The following is a 17,046-nucleotide window of genomic DNA, read 5'->3' on the forward strand; positions in this document are numbered from 1 at the left end:
AACGCAGTGTAGGCCGGAACAAGCGTACTCCGCAGTTCCGGCATGAATCGGCAACGACGTTGATCTGCAAGTCTGCCGGAACTACGCGGGGTACCGCTTGTTCCGGCCTACGACCATTACGATACGGCCGGCTGCTTGTCGGGGTGCAAGTAGATGAAGCTTTTACCGAGGCGACCGTTGTAGTTGCCGGCGGAGATGCGGAGCAGGCCCGGTGTGTTGACCGAGGCGGTGATCGCGGCTTGGGTGGCGTTGATGATCGACTGCAAGTCGCGGCCGTTGATGATGATTTCCATCACCGACTTCACGCCAGGCGGCAACTGTGAGTTGGCGGCAGGATCGTTCACCAGTTCGGGGCAATACTTTTCGTAAGTGCTTGCAAACATAAACTTGTATTTGCTACCGGCCTTCGAACCGCTGCCGGCGATGCCGCCCGGAAACGGCATGATCACGCCGGGACAATTCGCCACCGCGGCCACGCCTGCCTCGGCGGCAGCAACGGCAGCATCGACGGTTTCGCCGAAGTACCAAATGTTGCCCCCCATCAAACCATCGGCGAATCCAAACCGGCGATCGAGAATGAACTCACCGCCGAGAATCGGTATCCACCACATCTTCCGGCCGTGGCGGACGATTCGCTTTTGAAAGCCGTCGCCAAAGAACGCGATCTTGCGACCGAGTTTGAAGTATTCCGGCGAGTCGATCAGATTGAAGCAAGCCGTCGTCGGACAGGTGAGCACATTCTGGCTGATCCGCACTAGGGCGACGCGCTCGAGGGCAGTCAGGCGGTCTTTGCGAAACCGTGGCACGTGCAATTGCACAATCGCGCCGGGCCGACCATCGGGAGTGACGAACGATTCGTCGCCGCCAGAGCCAGGACCGACATAGCGATCGACGCCCGCTTCGCAGTCGCAAAGGATGGTGCTCGACGCATTGCCGGTTGCGGCGTTCACCGCGTGCTCAACCCATCGCCGATCGCGAGCCGTGATCAGAAACTCGGCGTAGATGCTGCGAAAGGCTTCGGCGTAGGTGTCGTCGATGATGGCAGGCATTAGTATCTCTCGCTCCCTCTCCTCGGTACTCCGGGGAGAGGGTTGAAGCGGCTTCACGCTTGGTAAATCGTTAGACAAAAGGCGTCGGCGAGTTTGATCGCAAAGTGAGTTGGGTACCCGCTCCGGGCCCCTCACCCTAACCCTCTCCCCGGATTACCGAGGCGAGGGGATCGGAGAAAAACTACTTCCGGCCTTGGCCTTCGTACACGGCAGCTTCGGTCACAACCTTATCCATGAAGACGTCGTGCTCGCTGACGATCAGGTTGTCGAATAGTTGACTCTCGTAGCAGAGGGCGACCAACGGGCAGTTGACTCGCACCAGCGGTAGAAGCCGATCGTAGTAGCCTTGGCCATTCCCCATGCGGCCGCCGACGCGGTTGAAGCCGACGCCGGGGACAATCACCAAGTCGAGCTCATCGGGGCGGATTTCCTTGCCCGGTTCGCCCCAGCGATCGTGTGGCGGCTCGAGAATGTTCCACTTGCCGACGATCAGTTCTTCCATGCTCTGCAGCCACCACAGGCCGAGCTTGTTGGCGCCGGCTTCGTCGACCGTGCAGTACGGGACAACAATCCGCTTGCCGCTGGCGATCGCAGCGGGCAGGGCCTGCTTGGTGCGGAGCTCGCTGCGGCAGTCGATATACCACAGCACCGTTTGGGCTCGCTCATATTCGGGCAGGCTCAAGAGCGTGGCGACCGCGGCCTCGCTTATTTTGTCTTTGTTCTTTTGAGCGGCGCGGGCGTCGTAAGCAGCCCGCCGCAGCGCGCCCTTGGCTTCCATCAGTTGGCTCATGGTCTCGCTCAACGGTGATCCCTCCAGAGATTGGCAAAATCCGCTACTAGCATCCGCAAACCGCTCCTTAAATATCGCGAACGCTCGGCGGCTGACAAGGGGCAGATTTTCCGACCGGGGATTTCCTGCCAACTGCGCGGGCTAGAGAAAGTCTGCGGCCCGAGCGACTAGCAGAGGTGCTGCGCAATTGGGCACGCCGCTTTTCTGCAATCGCCTTGTGCTTGGTGGCATCGTTCCCGCAATGGAGGTAGAAGTGCGCCGTAACTACCGCAAATGTCTTCATAATTCTTGCGCAACTTACTAGCTGAATTTGTGTGGCACATCTGTTGCTTTGTTGCTGTTGTTCGCTGTGGCCTGGCTAGTGCGCTGGGTTCTCTCCTCGCAGCGGAGAGTAACCTTTTGAGAGGATGTGAGCGATGTTGCGCGCTGCAGCAGGACAATCGGTGCGTCGGTCTGGTTTCACGTTGGTCGAGTTGTTGGTCGTCATCGCGATCATCGGAGTTCTGGTCGCACTCTTGTTGCCCGCCGTGCAAGCCGCGCGAGAAGCAGCGCGACGCAGCTCTTGCTCGAACAACCTCAAGCAGCTCGGCATCTCGCTGCACAACTATCACGATACGGTGCAACGCTTTCCTTACGGCTACATGGAAAGTGGCGGTTTGCATTTGCGCAATTGCTGGATGCAGCAATTGCTGCCGTACTTTGAACAGCGGGCCATGTACGACCAATTTGCCACGACCAACGTGCAATGGATCATGGATATTCCCGCGGCCATCAAAGATGTGCCGATCAAAACGATGGTTTGCCCCTCCGATCCCACGGGCGCGGGCGCTCAAGGCGCGAACGGCGGACGCCGGCCCGATGGTTATGGCACGCAAGGCAATTACGTGGGCTGCACGGGCGATGGCTTCATGTTGGGCTACTCAGAGCTGAAGGGTTTGTTCTTCTATCAATCGTCGAATCACTTTGGTTCGATCACCGACGGCAGCTCCAACACGCTGGCCTTTGGTGAGACGATCATTCGCGGCAAAACCGGCACGGGCTGGGGCGATGGCGGCTCGTATTGGGGCGGCGCTCGCTGGGGCGGCTATGGCTTCACGGCGATGGAATCGCCGAACACGACGGTCGCCGATCAGGTTTATCAATGCAAGTCGACGACGTGGAAAGGCGCGCCCTGCACTTCTATCAGCTCGTCCGAGACGCAGCGCAATTCGCTCCGCAGCCTGCATCCAGGCGGCGTGCAAGTGGGACTCGCCGATGGCAGCGTGCGGTTCCTGACGAACAACGTCGACATCAACACGTATCGCGCGCTGGCGACGATCGCAGGCGGCGAGACGTTCTCGGATTTCTAAAGATCCTCGCAGCCGAGTGATCTGTTTCTCGAATTCAATCAGAGGTGTTTGCGATGCGTTTGTGTATGCGTGATCTGAGTGGGATGTTGCTAGGCGCCGCTTTGTTGCTCACCGGTTGTGGAGCCAGCGATGGCACGGTGAAGGTCACCGGCCAGGTGATGTTTCAGGATCAGCCGATTCCCGAAGGCGAGATCTTGTTCACGCCTGCCGACGGCAAGACGGCCAGCGTGGCCGCGAAGATTGAGCAAGGCAAATTCATTTGCGAAGTGCCGACTGGCCCTGTGCAGGTGAGTGTCACTGCGTTTCGCGCAGTTCCCGGCAAGTTCGATTTGTCGAACCCGGGACAACAGAATCCGCTGCTCGAAATGTATATCCCGCCGCAGTTCAATTCGAAAACACAGCTGCGAGCCGAGATCAGTTCGGCGAACAAGGATTTGGAATTCAAGCTGTAGCCAAATCACTCACCGCCAGATTATTCAACGCTGCGCATGTACTTCAGAAAATCGTTCTCGAGCTCTTCCAGGCTTTTGCCGAAGAGCTTGAGGAATTGTTCCTGGCGAGCGGCTGGCTCTTGCATGACCAGCGGCGTTTGAGCGCTGAGAACCTTGAGATACTTTGCGTAAGTTTCGCCGTGGGTGTTGATCAGGTAATAGTTGAGCGCCCAGGCTTCGGCATAGGCATCGGCCTGAGTGGCCGGATCGCGGAAACGCTTGTCGTCGGAGAGTAGCTTCGACAGCGCGCCGGGCTCGCGGTTGCGCAGGTACTTCTTGAAGTTGATCAGGTTGTAACGATTGACCGCGCCGATTTTCTTCCATCCCTTGGCGTTGTCGAGGTCGGGCGTTTCAAAATAAACGGCCAGGCCTTCGCTGACCCAGAACGGCGTATCGGTGAAGCGCTGTTGCAGGCCGCTGTTGAAGGCCAGTTGGTGCGTCGCTTCGTGTACGATGGTCGCGACGTTTCGCTCGGCATTGGGCTGCGACAGAATTCGGCTGATGCGGGCCTGTGATTCTTCTTGCCCGGTCAGGTCGTACATGGTGACCATGTTCGTCGGTAGGCTGTAATAGCCCATGATGGTCGCCGTCGAGGCGCCGAGCTCGGTGCGAGCATATTGTTCGTACGAGGCGCGCGTATCGAACACGATCGCAGCGAGCGGGAACTCCGGCTCTTTCAGTTCAGCGCCCTTACTGGGCCAATAAACATAGAAGGCAGAATAAAGTCGTTCGTACAGCGCGCCCACCCACTGGGCATAGCCGAGCGAAGTGTTGTAAGCGATGGAGTAATGCTTCGTTTGATGAATCTTGAAACCTTGCGGCAGACCGGCGAGCAGTTGCTTGTTGAACTCCGCCTTGGTCAGCGGCTGAAATAGCTTCGCATCGCTGGAGCGGCTCAGAATTTCTTCCTTCGGCAGCGGCCACAACCTGCCGTCCTGCGTGAGGAGCAGCACACCGCCATCTTCGGCTTCGACCAGGATCTTGCCCTTGAGAATGCGAGTGAGGCCCGCTTGTTTGACCGTAACTTGCTCGATGGCAGCGACGGGCGCGAGGCACGCCAGGCAGATTAGCGCGGCGAGATGCCAAGATAACGTGGAACGAATCATAGTTCGCATGGGAGCAGACCCTCAGGAAGCATGCACAGCCCCTGTGCTCGCAGAACTAGTATAGTCTACCCCGCAAAGGCTGCGCGGCAGGTTGGGCCGCGGCGCGAGGCGGTTGGTAGCCTGGTGGATAGCCCGACGGAGGATACGCAGGCTGAGGATTCGGCTGCTGATAACCCGGCGGAGCCGCTTGTTGCTGCGGATAGCCAACGGGTTGCATGCCGGGCTGCATCGGCGGCGGATAACCGGGCGATGAGTATTGTGCCGGCGGTTGCTGTCCCGGTGGCAGGAAGTTGGGATCGGCGATGTCGACCATTCGGTGCTGAGCTAGTTGCTCGCGCGGGAAAGCGAAGGTCGCTTCGCCATTGGGGAACGGCTGATTGATGCCATAGCGCGGCACACGCAGTGTCACTCGCATGTCGCCCGAAGGAATGTGCAAATCAATCTCGTGCGGCAACGTCACGCCATCGAGTTGGTAGTGACGTTGCTGCGACAGGCGAGCATTCACCACCGGCCGACCAGCGGCATCGGTGATGCGCTGCTCGAGCAAGTAACCCTGCTTGTTGTGAATGAGAAGTGTGCGCGTCAGATCGCCGCCCGGCGTGTGCTGGCGACAAACCAGTTGCAACCGATCTTTGCCGGCCGTGGTCGGTTCGCCGATGACTTGTTCGGGCTTGAGATCGAGCAGGCCGAAGGCTTCGGTGATCATGCTGGGATCAATGGCCAGGCGTTGACGCAGCGGGCTCATCGCAAGGCGATCGTGACGGGCGAAGAAGACGTCGGGCGGACTTCCTTGCGAGGTCCAGAACCACAGCATCTCGTCATTCGAACCCATGTCGACGAGTTGTCCCATGAAACTCGAAGAGGCTTTGAAGCGGAAGCGGCCTGGCTGTTGCAGCGAGATATCGGCGCCGATATTGGGAATGCCCGAAACCGAGATCGTAGCCCCTTGCGTCTGCAACGCTTGAACTTTGCTGTACGGAACGTTGAGCGCCGCGATCAGTTCTTCCTTGGCGGGAATCGCGCTGAAGAGGACCGGCGGCGCATCGGGCTTCGCGGCCCAGGGCGAGTTGAATCCCGGCCAACTACGACAGCCGGGCGCAACGGCTGCGGTGAGAAGGGCAATGATGATAAAGGTGCGATTCAACGTTGCGTCCTTGCAACTTTGGTTTCGTGCGCGATCAGGTTTTGTCGCTAGTTTTTTCGCCGGGTGAGCCCGGCTGTTGCAATAGCTGCGCGAGTTGTGCTTGCAATTCGACGGCTCGTTCGGGTTCGGGCAAAACAACGGCCACGCGATACTGCGCTTCCTTGCGCGAGCAATCGAGGACCTGAATGGTTCGGCCTTGCGCGTCTTTCTCTTCCGCTTCGAGTCGCAACACGCGACGGCGAACGAGGAGCAGCGCCAGGACGTATCGCAAATCTTCCCGCGTCGGATCGCTTTCGAGTCCTTCGAAGAACTCGAGCATCACTTCGTGCGGCGCCCATTGCGGCTTGCGACTGGCATCGGCCATCGTTCCCTTCCACCAACCGATCGCATTTTCCGGCGGGCCTTTCCATTCGGCGGCCGAAAAGTCCTGCCTAACGACGTGGCCACCTTGCGGGATGAGGACCGAGAAAAACGCCTCCCCAGGCTGCAATTCGCGATCGGTCGCGGCGCAGCGGCGGGTGCAGCGAGATACTTCGAAGTCGATCATCAGTAGAATGATAGGTGTGAGCAGAACTTGGGGCGCGGGATAATAGGGGAATCGCAGGCTTTCAGCAAGACAGACTGATCCGTGTTGCTAGCATCGCACTTTCCACACGCAAATTTCGATTAGCAGATTGAGTGGAGTTTTCAGTCCAACCTTTGACAGGATGCCTCCTTCCGCTGCGCGGCATCGATTGCTGAAGCAATCGATGCTATCTGAATTCATTGAGGGCGATTCATGAGCATAACTCCTCACATCCTGATGTGCCCGCCCGATTTCTATGGGATCGAATACGAAATCAATCCCTGGATGAGCCGCAGCCGCCAGGCCGATCGCGAACTCGCCAAGCAGCAATGGTCCGATCTGAAATCGCTGCTCGAACAACTCGGCGCGAAGGTTTCGTTGCTCGCACCGGTCGCCGGTTTGCCCGACCTGGTCTTCACGGCCAACGCCGCGATGATCTATCGCCAGCAAGCAATCCTCGCGCACTTTCGCCACGAACAGCGACAGGGCGAAGAGCCACTGTGCGATCGCTGGCTGAGTGAAAACGGTTTCAACGTGCAGCGATTGCCTGACGGTCGTTATTTCGAAGGGGCCGGCGATGCCCTCTTCTGCGGCGAGACACTCCTCGCTGGCTATCGCATCCGCAGCGACATCCACAGCCAACAACTCGTCGGCAAACTGGTCGACAGCCGAGTCATCCCGCTCGAACTCGTCGACACGCATTACTACCACCTCGACACCTGCTGCTGCCCGTTAGCTCCTGGCGTCGCCATCTACTTTCCCGGCGCCTTCGACGACTACGGCCGCGCTGCGTTGCGCGAAGTCGTGCCGAAACTCATCGAAGTCTCCGCCGACGAAGCCCACAGCTTTGCTTGTAACGCCGTCGTGGTCGGCACGCACGTCGTCACCAACAGCGGTTGCCCCCAACTCCACCGCGACCTAACGGCCGCCGGTTACACACCGCATGCGACGCCGCTTAGTGAATTTGTCAAAGCCGGCGGGAGTGCGAAGTGTTTGACGTTGAGACTCGATGGGGAAGAAGCGGCGGGGTGGAAAGGCAATTAGGTAGCCCGCCGCGTTAGCAAGGCATTGGGCGCGGAGACTCCAGATCTGGCAACGTGCGACAGCACCACTGGAAGCTGGTTTGACTAAATTCTGCAGGCGAGTTCGCTGCTCAGCCCCTCACCCCGGCCCTCTCCCCGGAGTACCGGGGCGAGGGAGTGAGTACTGCGTCTTACTTCGCTTTCCCTTCCGCGTCGAACATACCTTCGAACAGGATCGAGCTGAGGTAGCGTTCGCCGGAGTCGGGGAGGATGACGACGATGGTCTTGCCGGCGTTCTCGGGCTTTTTGGCGAGGCGGCAGGCGGCGGCGACGGCAGCGCCGCAGCTGATGCCGGCGAGGATTCCTTCTTCGCGGGTTAGGCGGCGGGCGTATTCGACCGATTCTTCGTTGGTGACTTGTTCCACATCATCGATGAGCGACATATCGAGAATGTCTGGCACGAAGCCGGCGCCGATGCCTTGGATTTTGTGCGGGCCGGGCTTGAGGGGTTCGCCAGCGCGCTTTTGCGTGAGGACCGGGCTGGCAGTCGGTTCGACCGCGACCGTTTTGATGGCTTTGTGTTTGGTGTTCTTGAGGTAGCGCGACACGCCGGTGATAGTGCCGCCCGTGCCCACACCTGCGACGAAGATGTCGACAGCGCCATCGGTGTCTTGCCAGATTTCAGGGCCGGTCGTTTGTTCGTGAATGGCGGGATTGGCCGGGTTCTTGAATTGTTGCAGCAAGACGTACTTGCCGGGCTCCGAAGCGACGATCTCTTCGGCTTTGGCGATGGCGCCTGGCATGCCGCGGGGGCCTTCGGTCAGCACGAGCTTCGCGCCGAAGGCGACGAGCAACTTGCGGCGCTCGAGGCTCATCGTTTCGGGCATGGTGAGCGTCAGCGGAATATTGCGGGCGGCGGCGACGAAGGCCAGCGCGATGCCGGTGTTGCCGCTCGTTGGTTCGACCAGTTCTTTACCGGGGCCGAGCAGGCCACGTTTTTCAGCATCCCAGATCATGGCGGCGCCGATGCGGCACTTCACCGAGTAGGCCGGGTTGCGACCTTCGATTTTGGCGAGAACCGTGGCTCCCGCGCCGTCGGTGACGCGATTCAATTTGACCAGGGGCGTGCGACCGATCGACTGCGAATTGTCCGAGTGGAAATGCGACATGAAAGACTCCTTTGCCTGGCCGCTGCCTGGGCAGCCACTCCAAAAAAGAAAAACCAGCGGCCAAGATTGGCACCGCTGGCTTCCGGTCGTCCGGTCAGCTCTTAGATTGCGTGCAGAGTACTGGCGACTTGCGCATATTGTCAAGCAGACTCGCGGATCGAGACTATCGGCTGCCAAATCGCAATGTTAGACTGGTGGGCTTCCCTGATTCAGGAGTTGAGTCAGGAGTTTTGGCACGCGGCGGAGGGGTTTCTGCCGGCGGGTCAAAGTGCAACGGATGGTAAACCCGTTTTTGTTCCCTTGATTGACCATGTCTACGGCCCCTGACTCTCCTCAATCTGTATCGACCGAAAACACAACGCCCGCGGCTGCCGCCAACGAAGCGACGGCAGACGCCCAAGGCGATGCTGCCAAGCGCGGCCCCATCCGCGTGGGCCGCACCAGTGGAGGAACTGCTCAGCCCGGCGGCGGCGGAAGTGGTGGTGGTGGCGGAGGCGGCGGACAACGTCGCGATCGTGGACCGCGCCCACCCAAGCCGCAGCGCCCACGCCGCGAAGGCGAAGGTGGTGAAGGACAAACGGCCAACCAGCGCGAAGATCAAGAAGAAGCAGCCCTCGACGCCGCTGCCGATCGTCAACGCAATGTTCCGCGCGGCCGCGTGGAAGTTCCCAATCGTCGCGCACCACTGTCGGACGATCTGGAAGCCGAACTGCAAGCCGCGCTCGGCGGACTGTCGCTCGATGAAGTCGTTGGCGGCAATGCAAAGCCGACGGCAGGCCGTTTGGAAAATGAAACCCGCCTGCGTGCTCAGGTGATCGAGGTTCACGGCGACAATGTGTTCGTCAACCTCGGCGGCAAGAATCAGGGTGTCGTTTCGGTTCGCAACTTCGAAACGCCTCCCACGCCCGGTGACATGCTGGAAGTGATCGTCACCGGCTTCAACGCCGAAGACGATCTGCACGAAGTGAACGTTCCTGGCGGCAAGGTCGTCAGCGGCGATTGGCTGAACCTGGTCGAAGGTTCGCTCGTCGAAGCCAAGGTTACTGCCGCGAATACCGGTGGTCTGGAATGCACCGTCGGCGGCACGCGTGGGTTTATTCCCGCTAGCCAGGTTTCGATGTTCCGCGCTGAGAACCTCGCCGATTACGTCGATCAGAAGTTCTTGTGCGTGGTCACGGAAGCCAACGAACAGCGCGGCAATCTGGTTCTCAGCCGTCGCGCGGTTCTCGAACGCGAAAAGGAAGAAGCCAAGAAGAAGACCATGGCCGAACTCGAGCCGGGTCAGATTCGCGAAGGTGTGGTCCGTCGCATTCAAGACTTCGGCGCCTTCGTCGATATCGGTGGTGTCGATGGTTTGATCCACATCAGCCAGCTGAGCTGGGAACGAGTGAAGCACCCGAGCGAGATCCTCAAGGAAGGCCAGAAGATTCGCGTCCGCGTCGAGCGGATCGATCCCGAGACCGGCAAGATCGGTTTGTCGCTGAAGAACCCCGAGGAACATCCCTGGGCTGGCATCGAGCAGAAGTTCCCCGTCGGCACGATCATTCACGGCCCGGTCACGCGACTGGCTGCGTTTGGCGTGTTTGTGAAGATCGCCCCCGGCGTCGAGGGCATGGTTCACATCAGCGAGATGGCCCATCATCGCGTGCATGCAGTGACGAACATCGTGAAGGAAGGTCAGGAAGTCGAAGCCAAGATTCTCTCGATCGACGCCGATGCGCAGCGCATTGCTCTTTCGATGAAGGCTACGATCCAGCCGCCGCAGAAGGAAAACACCAAGAAGGAAGAAGCTCCCGTGGTCGATGAACCGCCGCGAGCTCCAGTCGTGCCCAAGCGGACCGGCGAACTCAAGGGTGGCACGCGGAATAAGTCCGGCGGCGATAAATTCGGGCTCAACTGGTAGCAGCCATTTTTCGCATTGCATTTACGCAATCTCTCAGGTAATTACCCGGACCTTGTCAATGATTGACACGGTCCGGTTTCTTTTCTTGCTTGCAGAGAGTGCGCTCATGCCTTCACGTCGTCGCCAGCAGTTTCAATCCACCTTTCGTCACCTGCTCGCTCTCGAATCTCTCGAAACTCGCGCCATGATGGCTGGCAACGTGACTGCCACCGTCAGCAAGGGGACGCTCCTGATCAAGGGCGATGCCGAGGCCAACGAGATCATCATCAGCCAGACTTCGTCGGCGGCGGGCAAGTACTCGATCACGCCGATCTCGGGCAGCAATACGACCATCAACGGTGGCACGGCCGTCGTTAATCTGGAAAACGTAGTCCGCATCACGATCAAGATGGATGCCGGCAACGACAAGGTCGGCATCGGCAACGATGTGGAACTGGTCAACGAGATCTTTGACGCCATGGCTGATCTGGGTGATGAAGAGCAAGGTTCATCGCAAGCATCGGCCGAGGAAGCCGATCCTGAAGAGGATCCGGAAGTTTCGATTTGGGACTTCTTCGGTGGCGACGACGACGATGACGACGGCTTTAATATTGAGGATCCCGATTTCACGCCGCAGCAGCTGGCTCAGTTGCCCACGCGCGTCACGGGGCAGACCATCGTCGATCTGGGCGACGGCGACGATACATTCCTTGCGATCATTCGCTCAAACAGCAATCTGAACGTCGATGGCGGCAAGGGCTCCGATGCCATCCTCAGCATGCTTTCGAACGTCGGCAACATGGGCATTACGGCCGATCCCTCCAAGGGAACGGGCATGGCCAGCGATGTGGTCGCGGTGGTGCTGACGACCGTGCGCGGCGATCTGGGCATCACCACCGAAGGTGGCGACGATGCCGTGCTGGTGCTCGGCACGAAGGTGACCAACTTTGGCGTGAACGCCGGCGGCCCCGCAACGAGCGCGCTGACCGACAACGACTTTGTGGTGATCTCGAGCCTCTATGCTGCCGACAATGTGGGCGTGCAGACCGAAGTGGGCGACGACAGCATTTTTGTCGACGATATCGTCGCCGACACGTTCAAAATCGTGGCGGGCGATGGCGACGATCAGGTTGAAATCTCGGGAGCAGCCCTTCTCAATCTGGGAATTGATACGGGAGTTGGCGAAGACTGGGTCTCGCTCACCTCGGGCGAAGGCTACGACCCGAACATTATTCGTCGCAACTTGACGATCAACACTGGCGCCGATGACGATCAGGTGGAAATCGAAGGTGGCCTGCTCGGCATGTACGTCGGCGGCACGATGGACGTGAAGACCGGCGCCGGCAACGACTCGTTCCTGCTCTACAACGTAGCCGTTGGTAAGAGTGTCGCAATCGACATGGATACGGGTAACGACACGGCAGTCATCGACAGCTTCGATGTTCGCAACGACCTGACTATCACGATGGGTGCGGGGAACGACATCTTGTCGGTTCACAATCTCGATGCCGATCGCTACTTCGTGAAGGGCGGCACCGGCAACGACACGCTTCACAACCTGGCGAACCACCAGGGTGAGTTCAAACACACGCTGTTCGAGAACGTCGACGACGGTGCGGCTTAAGCCGTCATCGCACGCACAGCCGTTACATTCGTCAAACATCGCGCCCGCGCACTGCGCGCGGGCTTCTTTTTGCGCAATCCGCCGATCAGGTGGCAAGTCTTGACTGTCGCGGTTTGACACCGGGTCGGGGCGACGTAGCTCTACCATGGACAATGCATGTGGGCAGATGCTGCGCACGTGCCGGTCTGTCGTAGACACCCTGTAAGGAAAGCTTGCCGCTCGATGGTGCTGTGGATTGTCATTGCTGTGGTCGCTGGCGTGCTGCTGACGGGCATTGGGCTCGTGGGATGGCGGCTGCGCGGCGCGTTCACGGCCGATCTGCCAGCCGTTGATCCACAAGAAACGCTCGGCAAACTACGAGAACTGGCGGGAAGAGTTGCTCAGCAGGTCGATGAGCATTCCCACAAGGTCGAAGAAATCAGCGACGAGCTCGCCGCGCTCGATAAGCCGGGCGAAGAAGACGTACTGGTTAGCGTCAATAAGCTGATCAACGTCAACGAGCAGATGAAGCAGCAGCTGCAGGCGGCCGAAGACCGTTTGCAGGCGCAGGCCCGGCAGATCGAATCGCATGCCGTCGAAGCCCGCACCGATCCGTTGACGCTGGTTGCCAATCGTCGCGCGCTGGAGGATGAACTGCGTCGCTGCGTCGATGAGTATGTTCGCAATGGTCACCCGGTCACGGTGATGATCGTCGACGTCGATAACTTCAAACGCTTCAACGATACGCATGGCCACCAGGCCGGCGATGAAGTCCTGCGTGGCGTGGCCCGCGTGCTGCGCAAGAACATTTTAGAAACGAACCTCGTGGCCCGTTATGGCGGCGAAGAGTTCGCGGTCGTCTTTCCGAATTCCACGCTGGCTGGCTGCCGCGAGATTGCCGAGAAGGCTCGCCTGGCAATTGCCTCGGCTCGCTTTCGCTACGAAGGTCGCGAGCTGAGAGTGACATCGAGCGGTGGCCTCGCGGAACTCGCCGTGGGCGAAACCGAAGCGGCCTTTGTGAAACGGGCCGATGAAGCGCTCTACGCTTCGAAGCATGCCGGCCGCAACTGCGCTCACTACAACGACGGCTTTGCCAATCACGTCATCAAGCTCGATAACGCGAAACCAGCGCCCAAGCCAGCCGCCTCAAGCAAGCCGGTGGTCGGCGACGAATGGCTGTACGATGCGGCTGCCGAAGAAATTTCGGAGAACGATCCCGCCGCGCAGGTTTCGAGCAAGCCGGAATTTTTCGACGGCCTGATCAAACGACTGGCAATGATCAAGCACTTGCCGAAGACCAAACTATCGATCCTGCTTGCGCAGATCGACGACCTGGAACGGATTCGCAACGAGCACGGCGACTCAGCTGCTTCGATCGTCGTGCGTGTCGCAGCGCAGATCTTTAAAGCTCACCTGCACGACATCGATCAGGTGTCGCGACTCGAGGACAACACCTTTTCGCTCCTGTTGCCCGGCGTGCAAGCCATCGATGCCTTGCAAACCGCTCAGCGAATTCAAACGGCCATCAGTCGCTATCCGCTGCCGAAGCGGGCTGGTGTGCCGCGCGTCACCGTCGCCCTCGGCGTAGCCGAAGCCGGCGCCAAGGACGATATGCAAACCATTCTCCGGCGCTCGCGTCGAGCTTTGGAATTTGCCGTTACCAATCAAGGGCCTCGGCTGGCAGCGCTGAATGCTCGCGATGAAGCAGTCCTACTGAAATCTGCCGACGAGTAATTCTTACCCTGGAAGTGCTCATTCCGGAATCTGGCCGAGCAGTCGCACCATCTGCAGCGCCGCTTCGGCACACTCGATTCCCTTATTGCCAACGTTGCCGCCAGCGCGATTGATGGCTTGCTCGAGCGAGTTGACCGTCAGCACGCCGAACGCAATCGGAATGCCCGTGACCAGCGAGATCTCGCCCAAGCTCAGGCTCACCTGACGGTTGATGTGCTCGTCGTGCGTGGTCTCGCCTTTGATCACCGCGCCCAGCGTGAGCACCGCCGCAAACCGGCCGCTCTCGGCCAGTCGCTGAGCGACAAGCGGAATCTCCCAAGCGCCAGGAACCCACGCGACGTCGATGTCCTCATCGGCGATGCCGGCCTGCGTGAGCGTTTCGATAGCTCCTTGCAGCAGCTTGCCCGTGATCGTGGCATTGTAGCGCGAAACGACAATCGCAAACCGGCCCGCAACAGGCCCCGTCGCGCCGTCAAAATATCGTGGCATGAGAACCGAGGGAAAAAGGAAATCGAAACGCGAAACCAAGTCAACAAATTACCACAGAGGACGTGAATCGTCAGTTCCCCCTCACTCGCGGAGGTGCAAACTTCAACTCCAAGTCGTCGCTGTATTCGAAGATGACAAACCGGCAAAGAAACTTGCTGCAAATTAGTTCGCTCCCTAAGGTAACGCGGCAATTCCCAGCCACTTGAGCGAGGTTTTCCCATGCCGATCAGCGTTGTGTGCGGTGCCTGCAAGGCGAAGCTGAATATTCCCGACAACCTCGCAGGCAAGCGGGCGAAATGCCCCAAATGTCAGACTCCATTTCAAATTCCTGCGGCAGATGCTCCGGCTGTCGTTACGCCGGCAACTCTTTCGCCGTCGCCGGCACCAACAGTTCCAGTCAAACAACCACCAGCAGCCACCCCAGTGTCGGTCGTCGCCAACGCAACTCCCGCGGAAGCGAAGAAGACCAGCGTGAATCCAATGATTCTCGCTGCGGCAGGCGGTGGTGGTTTGCTAATGCTCATCGGCATCGTTGTCGTCGCGCTCTGGCTAGCCAGCAGCGGTGGACAGGCAAAGCAGAGCAAGCTCGCGCAGGGAAATCCTGCTCATAGCGTCACGCCAGCTGAATCGCCATTGCCACCAGGGCCGCCGGTTGCCACTCCTGTAACAACTCCTCCCACCGAATCCACACCGGCTGTCAGCGAGTCGCCAGCTGTCGCAGCGAATGAACCATCGCAGGCAGCGAACAGTGTTGCTCCCGCAGGTTGGATCGACTTCGCGGATGAGGCGATGGGCTTTCGCGTCGCCTTCCCATCTCAGCCTAGCGACGACGAAACCGCGACACCCGATGACAAGGACGATGACCTCGCGGCTTCGTTCAAACGCGACATGCTGAAATCGCTGAAGGAGAAAGGGGCGCTGCGAATGTTGCGCGCGACGCATCAACAGCGAGTTTATTCGGCGCAAGCCACGCGACTGCCGCTCGTCGGTATGTCGCCCGATCAGTATTTCGACCGCCTGGAAATGAGCATCAGCACGATGCATCCCGGTTTTGAATTGGTCGGCAAGTCGCAGCGCGGTAAGCAAGACGGGCATCGCTACTGTGACTTCAAATTGCAGCAGACCACCGACCCGAAAGACTCCCAGAAGCTAGTGCGCATGATTCCCGCCAGCGGCATCATTTACGGCGTGGTCGTGGAAGGGAAAAAAGTCGAACCAACCGATCAGGACGTCAGTCGCTTCTTCACTTCCCTGAAACTCTCCGCGCCGAAGAAGGAGTCGGCGGTAACGGTCATCGCGAATCCAGATCCGACGAACGACAAGCAACCGAATCCTGAAGGTGACCCTGCAGCGCCAGCCAATCCCAAGCGGCCGACGCGTGCGCCGGAAAAAACCATCGAACTCCCGCCGCCCCTCGGCCCTCCGTTCGCTGGTAAGAAAACGGATTTCACTATCTGCTTTCCCGAAAAAGCCACGGTCAAAACCGTCGACACTTTCAAAGCGATCTCCGATGCCAAGCGTCGCAACGAAACGAAGAACCGTTGGTTGGATGACAAAGCGTTCTACGAGTCGTTGACTGCCGAGGTCGGGGGACGGACCTATCTGATCACGGCCTGGCGCGATCGCAAGCTGACCGGCAACGATGCCACCAATGCGCAACTGCGGCGGATCAAAGACCTGCTGGCCGATCAGGTAAAGGGAAACTCGCGACCGTCGATCGTGAATTCCGACTTGGCCAAGAAGGTGTCGGGGCGCTCCCTCTATACGCGTCGCTATCGGGCAGATGACAAGCTCATCGTCTATCAGGAGGTTCGTGAGGGGACCTTCTCCTGTGTGGTTCAAGTCGAAAGCCCGCGCGATGTCGATGAGCGAACCGATCCGCAGATCTGGGCCTTCTTCAATAGCTTGGAAGTGTCGCCGTAAGTTGCTTCGCCACGTAAAACCGCGCGAATCAAAACTGCGCAACAAAAAAAGACCGAGGTAAGTGAGCTTACCTCGGTCTCTAATTTTTTATCGAGCTGACTGCAGTAGTCGCTTAGTAGCGATCGCCACCGCGACCACCACCACCGTAGCCGCCGCCATCGCGACCGCCGCGGCCACCACCACCGCCGCCGTAGCCGCCGCCATCACGGCCACCGCGACCGCCACCGCCGCCGCCGTAACCACCACCACCTCCTCCGCCGCCACCATATCCACCGCGGCCGCCGCCGTAACCACCACCGCCGCCTCCGCCGCCGCCGTAACCGCCGCCACCACCGTAACCGCCGCCGCCGCCACCGCCACTGCGGGGAGCGCGTTCACGAGCTTCGTTCACCACCAGTGGGCGACCGTTGCAGTCCTGGCCATTCAAGCCTTCGATCGCTGGTTCGCAATCAGCGTCGTTCGACATCTGCACAAATCCAAACCCGCGCGAGCGTCCGGTCTCGCGATCCATCACCACTTCTGCCGCCGCAACTTGGCCGAACTCCGAAAACATGTTCTGCAGATCCGCAGAAGAGTACGACCAGGGCAGGTTGCCCACATAAATCCGCTTCATACACCAAGTCCTGTAACAAAAACCAAAACACAACTGCCGGCAAACCGTATCCGCTTCTCCAGACTGCCTTTCAAAAGACGGGCAACTGCTCCGGCAAGGGGGGAATATAACCGCTAG

General features: G+C 59.4%; 15 protein-coding genes. 7 read left to right on the forward strand and 8 right to left on the reverse strand.

Features of this window, described 5'->3' with window-relative positions; translation table 11 throughout:
- Positions 1–116: 116 nt before the first annotated feature.
- Both fhcD and M9Q49_RS06750 read right to left on the reverse strand, forming a co-directional pair.
- On the reverse strand, positions 117–1,049 hold the full coding sequence (gene fhcD / locus M9Q49_RS06745; protein WP_254507948.1) for a formylmethanofuran--tetrahydromethanopterin N-formyltransferase: 933 nt from the start codon (positions 1,047–1,049) through the stop codon (positions 117–119).
- A gap of 181 nt (positions 1,050–1,230) precedes the next feature.
- Positions 1,231–1,851 (reverse strand): 5-formyltetrahydrofolate cyclo-ligase, encoded by a 621-nt coding sequence (locus M9Q49_RS06750; RefSeq protein ID WP_254507949.1) that lies wholly within the window; start codon positions 1,849–1,851, stop codon positions 1,231–1,233.
- 404 nt (positions 1,852–2,255) lie between these two features.
- Here M9Q49_RS06750 and M9Q49_RS06755 point away from each other — a divergent pair, with 404 nt between their 5' ends.
- A complete protein-coding gene (locus M9Q49_RS06755; protein ID WP_254507950.1) occupies positions 2,256–3,188 on the forward strand; it encodes a DUF1559 domain-containing protein in 933 nt (310 codons plus the stop codon).
- Positions 3,189–3,241: 53 nt separating this feature from the next.
- Positions 3,242–3,640: a hypothetical protein gene (locus M9Q49_RS06760; RefSeq protein WP_254507951.1), complete on the forward strand. Its 399-nt coding sequence runs from the start codon at positions 3,242–3,244 to the stop codon at positions 3,638–3,640.
- Positions 3,641–3,660: 20 nt separating this feature from the next.
- On the opposite strand, the gene M9Q49_RS06765 is transcribed toward M9Q49_RS06760, so the two are convergent.
- From M9Q49_RS06765 to M9Q49_RS06775, 3 genes are read right to left on the reverse strand one after another with little or no spacing between them, the layout of a single operon-like run.
- The gene (locus M9Q49_RS06765; RefSeq protein WP_254507952.1) at positions 3,661–4,794 is read right to left on the reverse strand and encodes a DUF1570 domain-containing protein; all 1,134 of its coding nucleotides are present in this window, start codon (positions 4,792–4,794) and stop codon (positions 3,661–3,663) included.
- Positions 4,795–4,840: 46 nt separating this feature from the next.
- Complete coding sequence (locus M9Q49_RS06770) at positions 4,841–5,929, reverse strand: hypothetical protein (protein WP_254507953.1); 1,089 nt, start codon at positions 5,927–5,929, stop codon at positions 4,841–4,843.
- 34 nt (positions 5,930–5,963) lie between these two features.
- Positions 5,964–6,476: a hypothetical protein gene (locus M9Q49_RS06775; RefSeq protein ID WP_254507954.1), complete on the reverse strand. Its 513-nt coding sequence runs from the start codon at positions 6,474–6,476 to the stop codon at positions 5,964–5,966.
- Between the two features lie 231 nt (positions 6,477–6,707).
- On the opposite strand from M9Q49_RS06775, the gene M9Q49_RS06780 reads away from it, so the two are divergent.
- Positions 6,708–7,538 (forward strand): dimethylarginine dimethylaminohydrolase family protein, encoded by an 831-nt coding sequence (locus tag M9Q49_RS06780; protein WP_254507955.1) that lies wholly within the window; start codon positions 6,708–6,710, stop codon positions 7,536–7,538.
- A 169-nt stretch (positions 7,539–7,707) separates the two neighbouring features.
- Here the strand turns inward: M9Q49_RS06780 and cysK are convergent, their stop codons facing one another.
- A complete protein-coding gene (gene cysK, locus M9Q49_RS06785; RefSeq protein WP_254507956.1) occupies positions 7,708–8,685 on the reverse strand; it encodes a cysteine synthase A in 978 nt (325 codons plus the stop codon).
- 310 nt (positions 8,686–8,995) lie between these two features.
- Between cysK and M9Q49_RS06790 the strand changes: the two genes are divergently transcribed.
- From M9Q49_RS06790 to M9Q49_RS06800, 3 genes are all read left to right on the forward strand, one after another.
- On the forward strand, positions 8,996–10,588 hold the full coding sequence (locus tag M9Q49_RS06790) for a 30S ribosomal protein S1 (RefSeq protein ID WP_254507957.1): 1,593 nt from the start codon (positions 8,996–8,998) through the stop codon (positions 10,586–10,588).
- 106 nt (positions 10,589–10,694) lie between these two features.
- Positions 10,695–12,191 (forward strand): hypothetical protein, encoded by a 1,497-nt coding sequence (locus M9Q49_RS06795; RefSeq protein WP_254507958.1) that lies wholly within the window; start codon positions 10,695–10,697, stop codon positions 12,189–12,191.
- 222 nt (positions 12,192–12,413) lie between these two features.
- Positions 12,414–13,904, forward strand: a complete 1,491-nt coding sequence (locus M9Q49_RS06800; RefSeq protein WP_254507959.1) for a GGDEF domain-containing protein — start codon at positions 12,414–12,416, stop codon at positions 13,902–13,904.
- A gap of 18 nt (positions 13,905–13,922) precedes the next feature.
- On the opposite strand, the gene ribH is transcribed toward M9Q49_RS06800, so the two are convergent.
- Entirely contained in the window at positions 13,923–14,393 is a 471-nt protein-coding gene (gene ribH / locus M9Q49_RS06805; RefSeq protein ID WP_254507960.1) for a 6,7-dimethyl-8-ribityllumazine synthase, read from the reverse strand.
- 219 nt (positions 14,394–14,612) lie between these two features.
- Between ribH and M9Q49_RS06810 the strand changes: the two genes are divergently transcribed.
- Positions 14,613–16,316 (forward strand): hypothetical protein, encoded by a 1,704-nt coding sequence (locus M9Q49_RS06810; RefSeq protein WP_254507961.1) that lies wholly within the window; start codon positions 14,613–14,615, stop codon positions 16,314–16,316.
- A gap of 112 nt (positions 16,317–16,428) precedes the next feature.
- Here the strand turns inward: M9Q49_RS06810 and M9Q49_RS35360 are convergent, their stop codons facing one another.
- The gene (locus tag M9Q49_RS35360; RefSeq protein ID WP_261365026.1) at positions 16,429–16,929 is read right to left on the reverse strand and encodes an RNA recognition motif domain-containing protein; all 501 of its coding nucleotides are present in this window, start codon (positions 16,927–16,929) and stop codon (positions 16,429–16,431) included.
- Positions 16,930–17,046 lie beyond the last annotated feature (117 nt).

Source organism: Anatilimnocola floriformis (assembly GCF_024256385.1).
Classification (GTDB): Bacteria; Planctomycetota; Planctomycetia; order Pirellulales; family Pirellulaceae; genus Anatilimnocola; species Anatilimnocola floriformis.

Bases quoted from the DNA above. Each gene is read 5' to 3' on its own strand.
- fhcD (WP_254507948.1), bottom strand. From the start codon at position 1,049: ATGCCTGCCATCATCGACGACACCTACGCCGAAGCCTTTCGCAGCATC.
- M9Q49_RS06755 (WP_254507950.1), top strand. From the start codon at position 2,256: ATGTTGCGCGCTGCAGCAGGACAATCGGTGCGTCGGTCTGGTTTCACG.
- M9Q49_RS06760 (WP_254507951.1), top strand. From the start codon at position 3,242: ATGCGTTTGTGTATGCGTGATCTGAGTGGGATGTTGCTAGGCGCCGCT.
- M9Q49_RS06765 (WP_254507952.1), bottom strand. From the start codon at position 4,794: ATGCGAACTATGATTCGTTCCACGTTATCTTGGCATCTCGCCGCGCTA.
- M9Q49_RS06775 (WP_254507954.1), bottom strand. From the start codon at position 6,476: ATGATCGACTTCGAAGTATCTCGCTGCACCCGCCGCTGCGCCGCGACC.
- M9Q49_RS06780 (WP_254507955.1), top strand. From the start codon at position 6,708: ATGAGCATAACTCCTCACATCCTGATGTGCCCGCCCGATTTCTATGGG.
- cysK (WP_254507956.1), bottom strand. From the start codon at position 8,685: ATGTCGCATTTCCACTCGGACAATTCGCAGTCGATCGGTCGCACGCCC.
- M9Q49_RS06790 (WP_254507957.1), top strand. From the start codon at position 8,996: ATGTCTACGGCCCCTGACTCTCCTCAATCTGTATCGACCGAAAACACA.
- M9Q49_RS06795 (WP_254507958.1), top strand. From the start codon at position 10,695: ATGCCTTCACGTCGTCGCCAGCAGTTTCAATCCACCTTTCGTCACCTG.
- M9Q49_RS06800 (WP_254507959.1), top strand. From the start codon at position 12,414: ATGGTGCTGTGGATTGTCATTGCTGTGGTCGCTGGCGTGCTGCTGACG.
- ribH (WP_254507960.1), bottom strand. From the start codon at position 14,393: ATGCCACGATATTTTGACGGCGCGACGGGGCCTGTTGCGGGCCGGTTT.
- M9Q49_RS06810 (WP_254507961.1), top strand. From the start codon at position 14,613: ATGCCGATCAGCGTTGTGTGCGGTGCCTGCAAGGCGAAGCTGAATATT.
- M9Q49_RS35360 (WP_261365026.1), bottom strand. From the start codon at position 16,929: ATGAAGCGGATTTATGTGGGCAACCTGCCCTGGTCGTACTCTTCTGCG.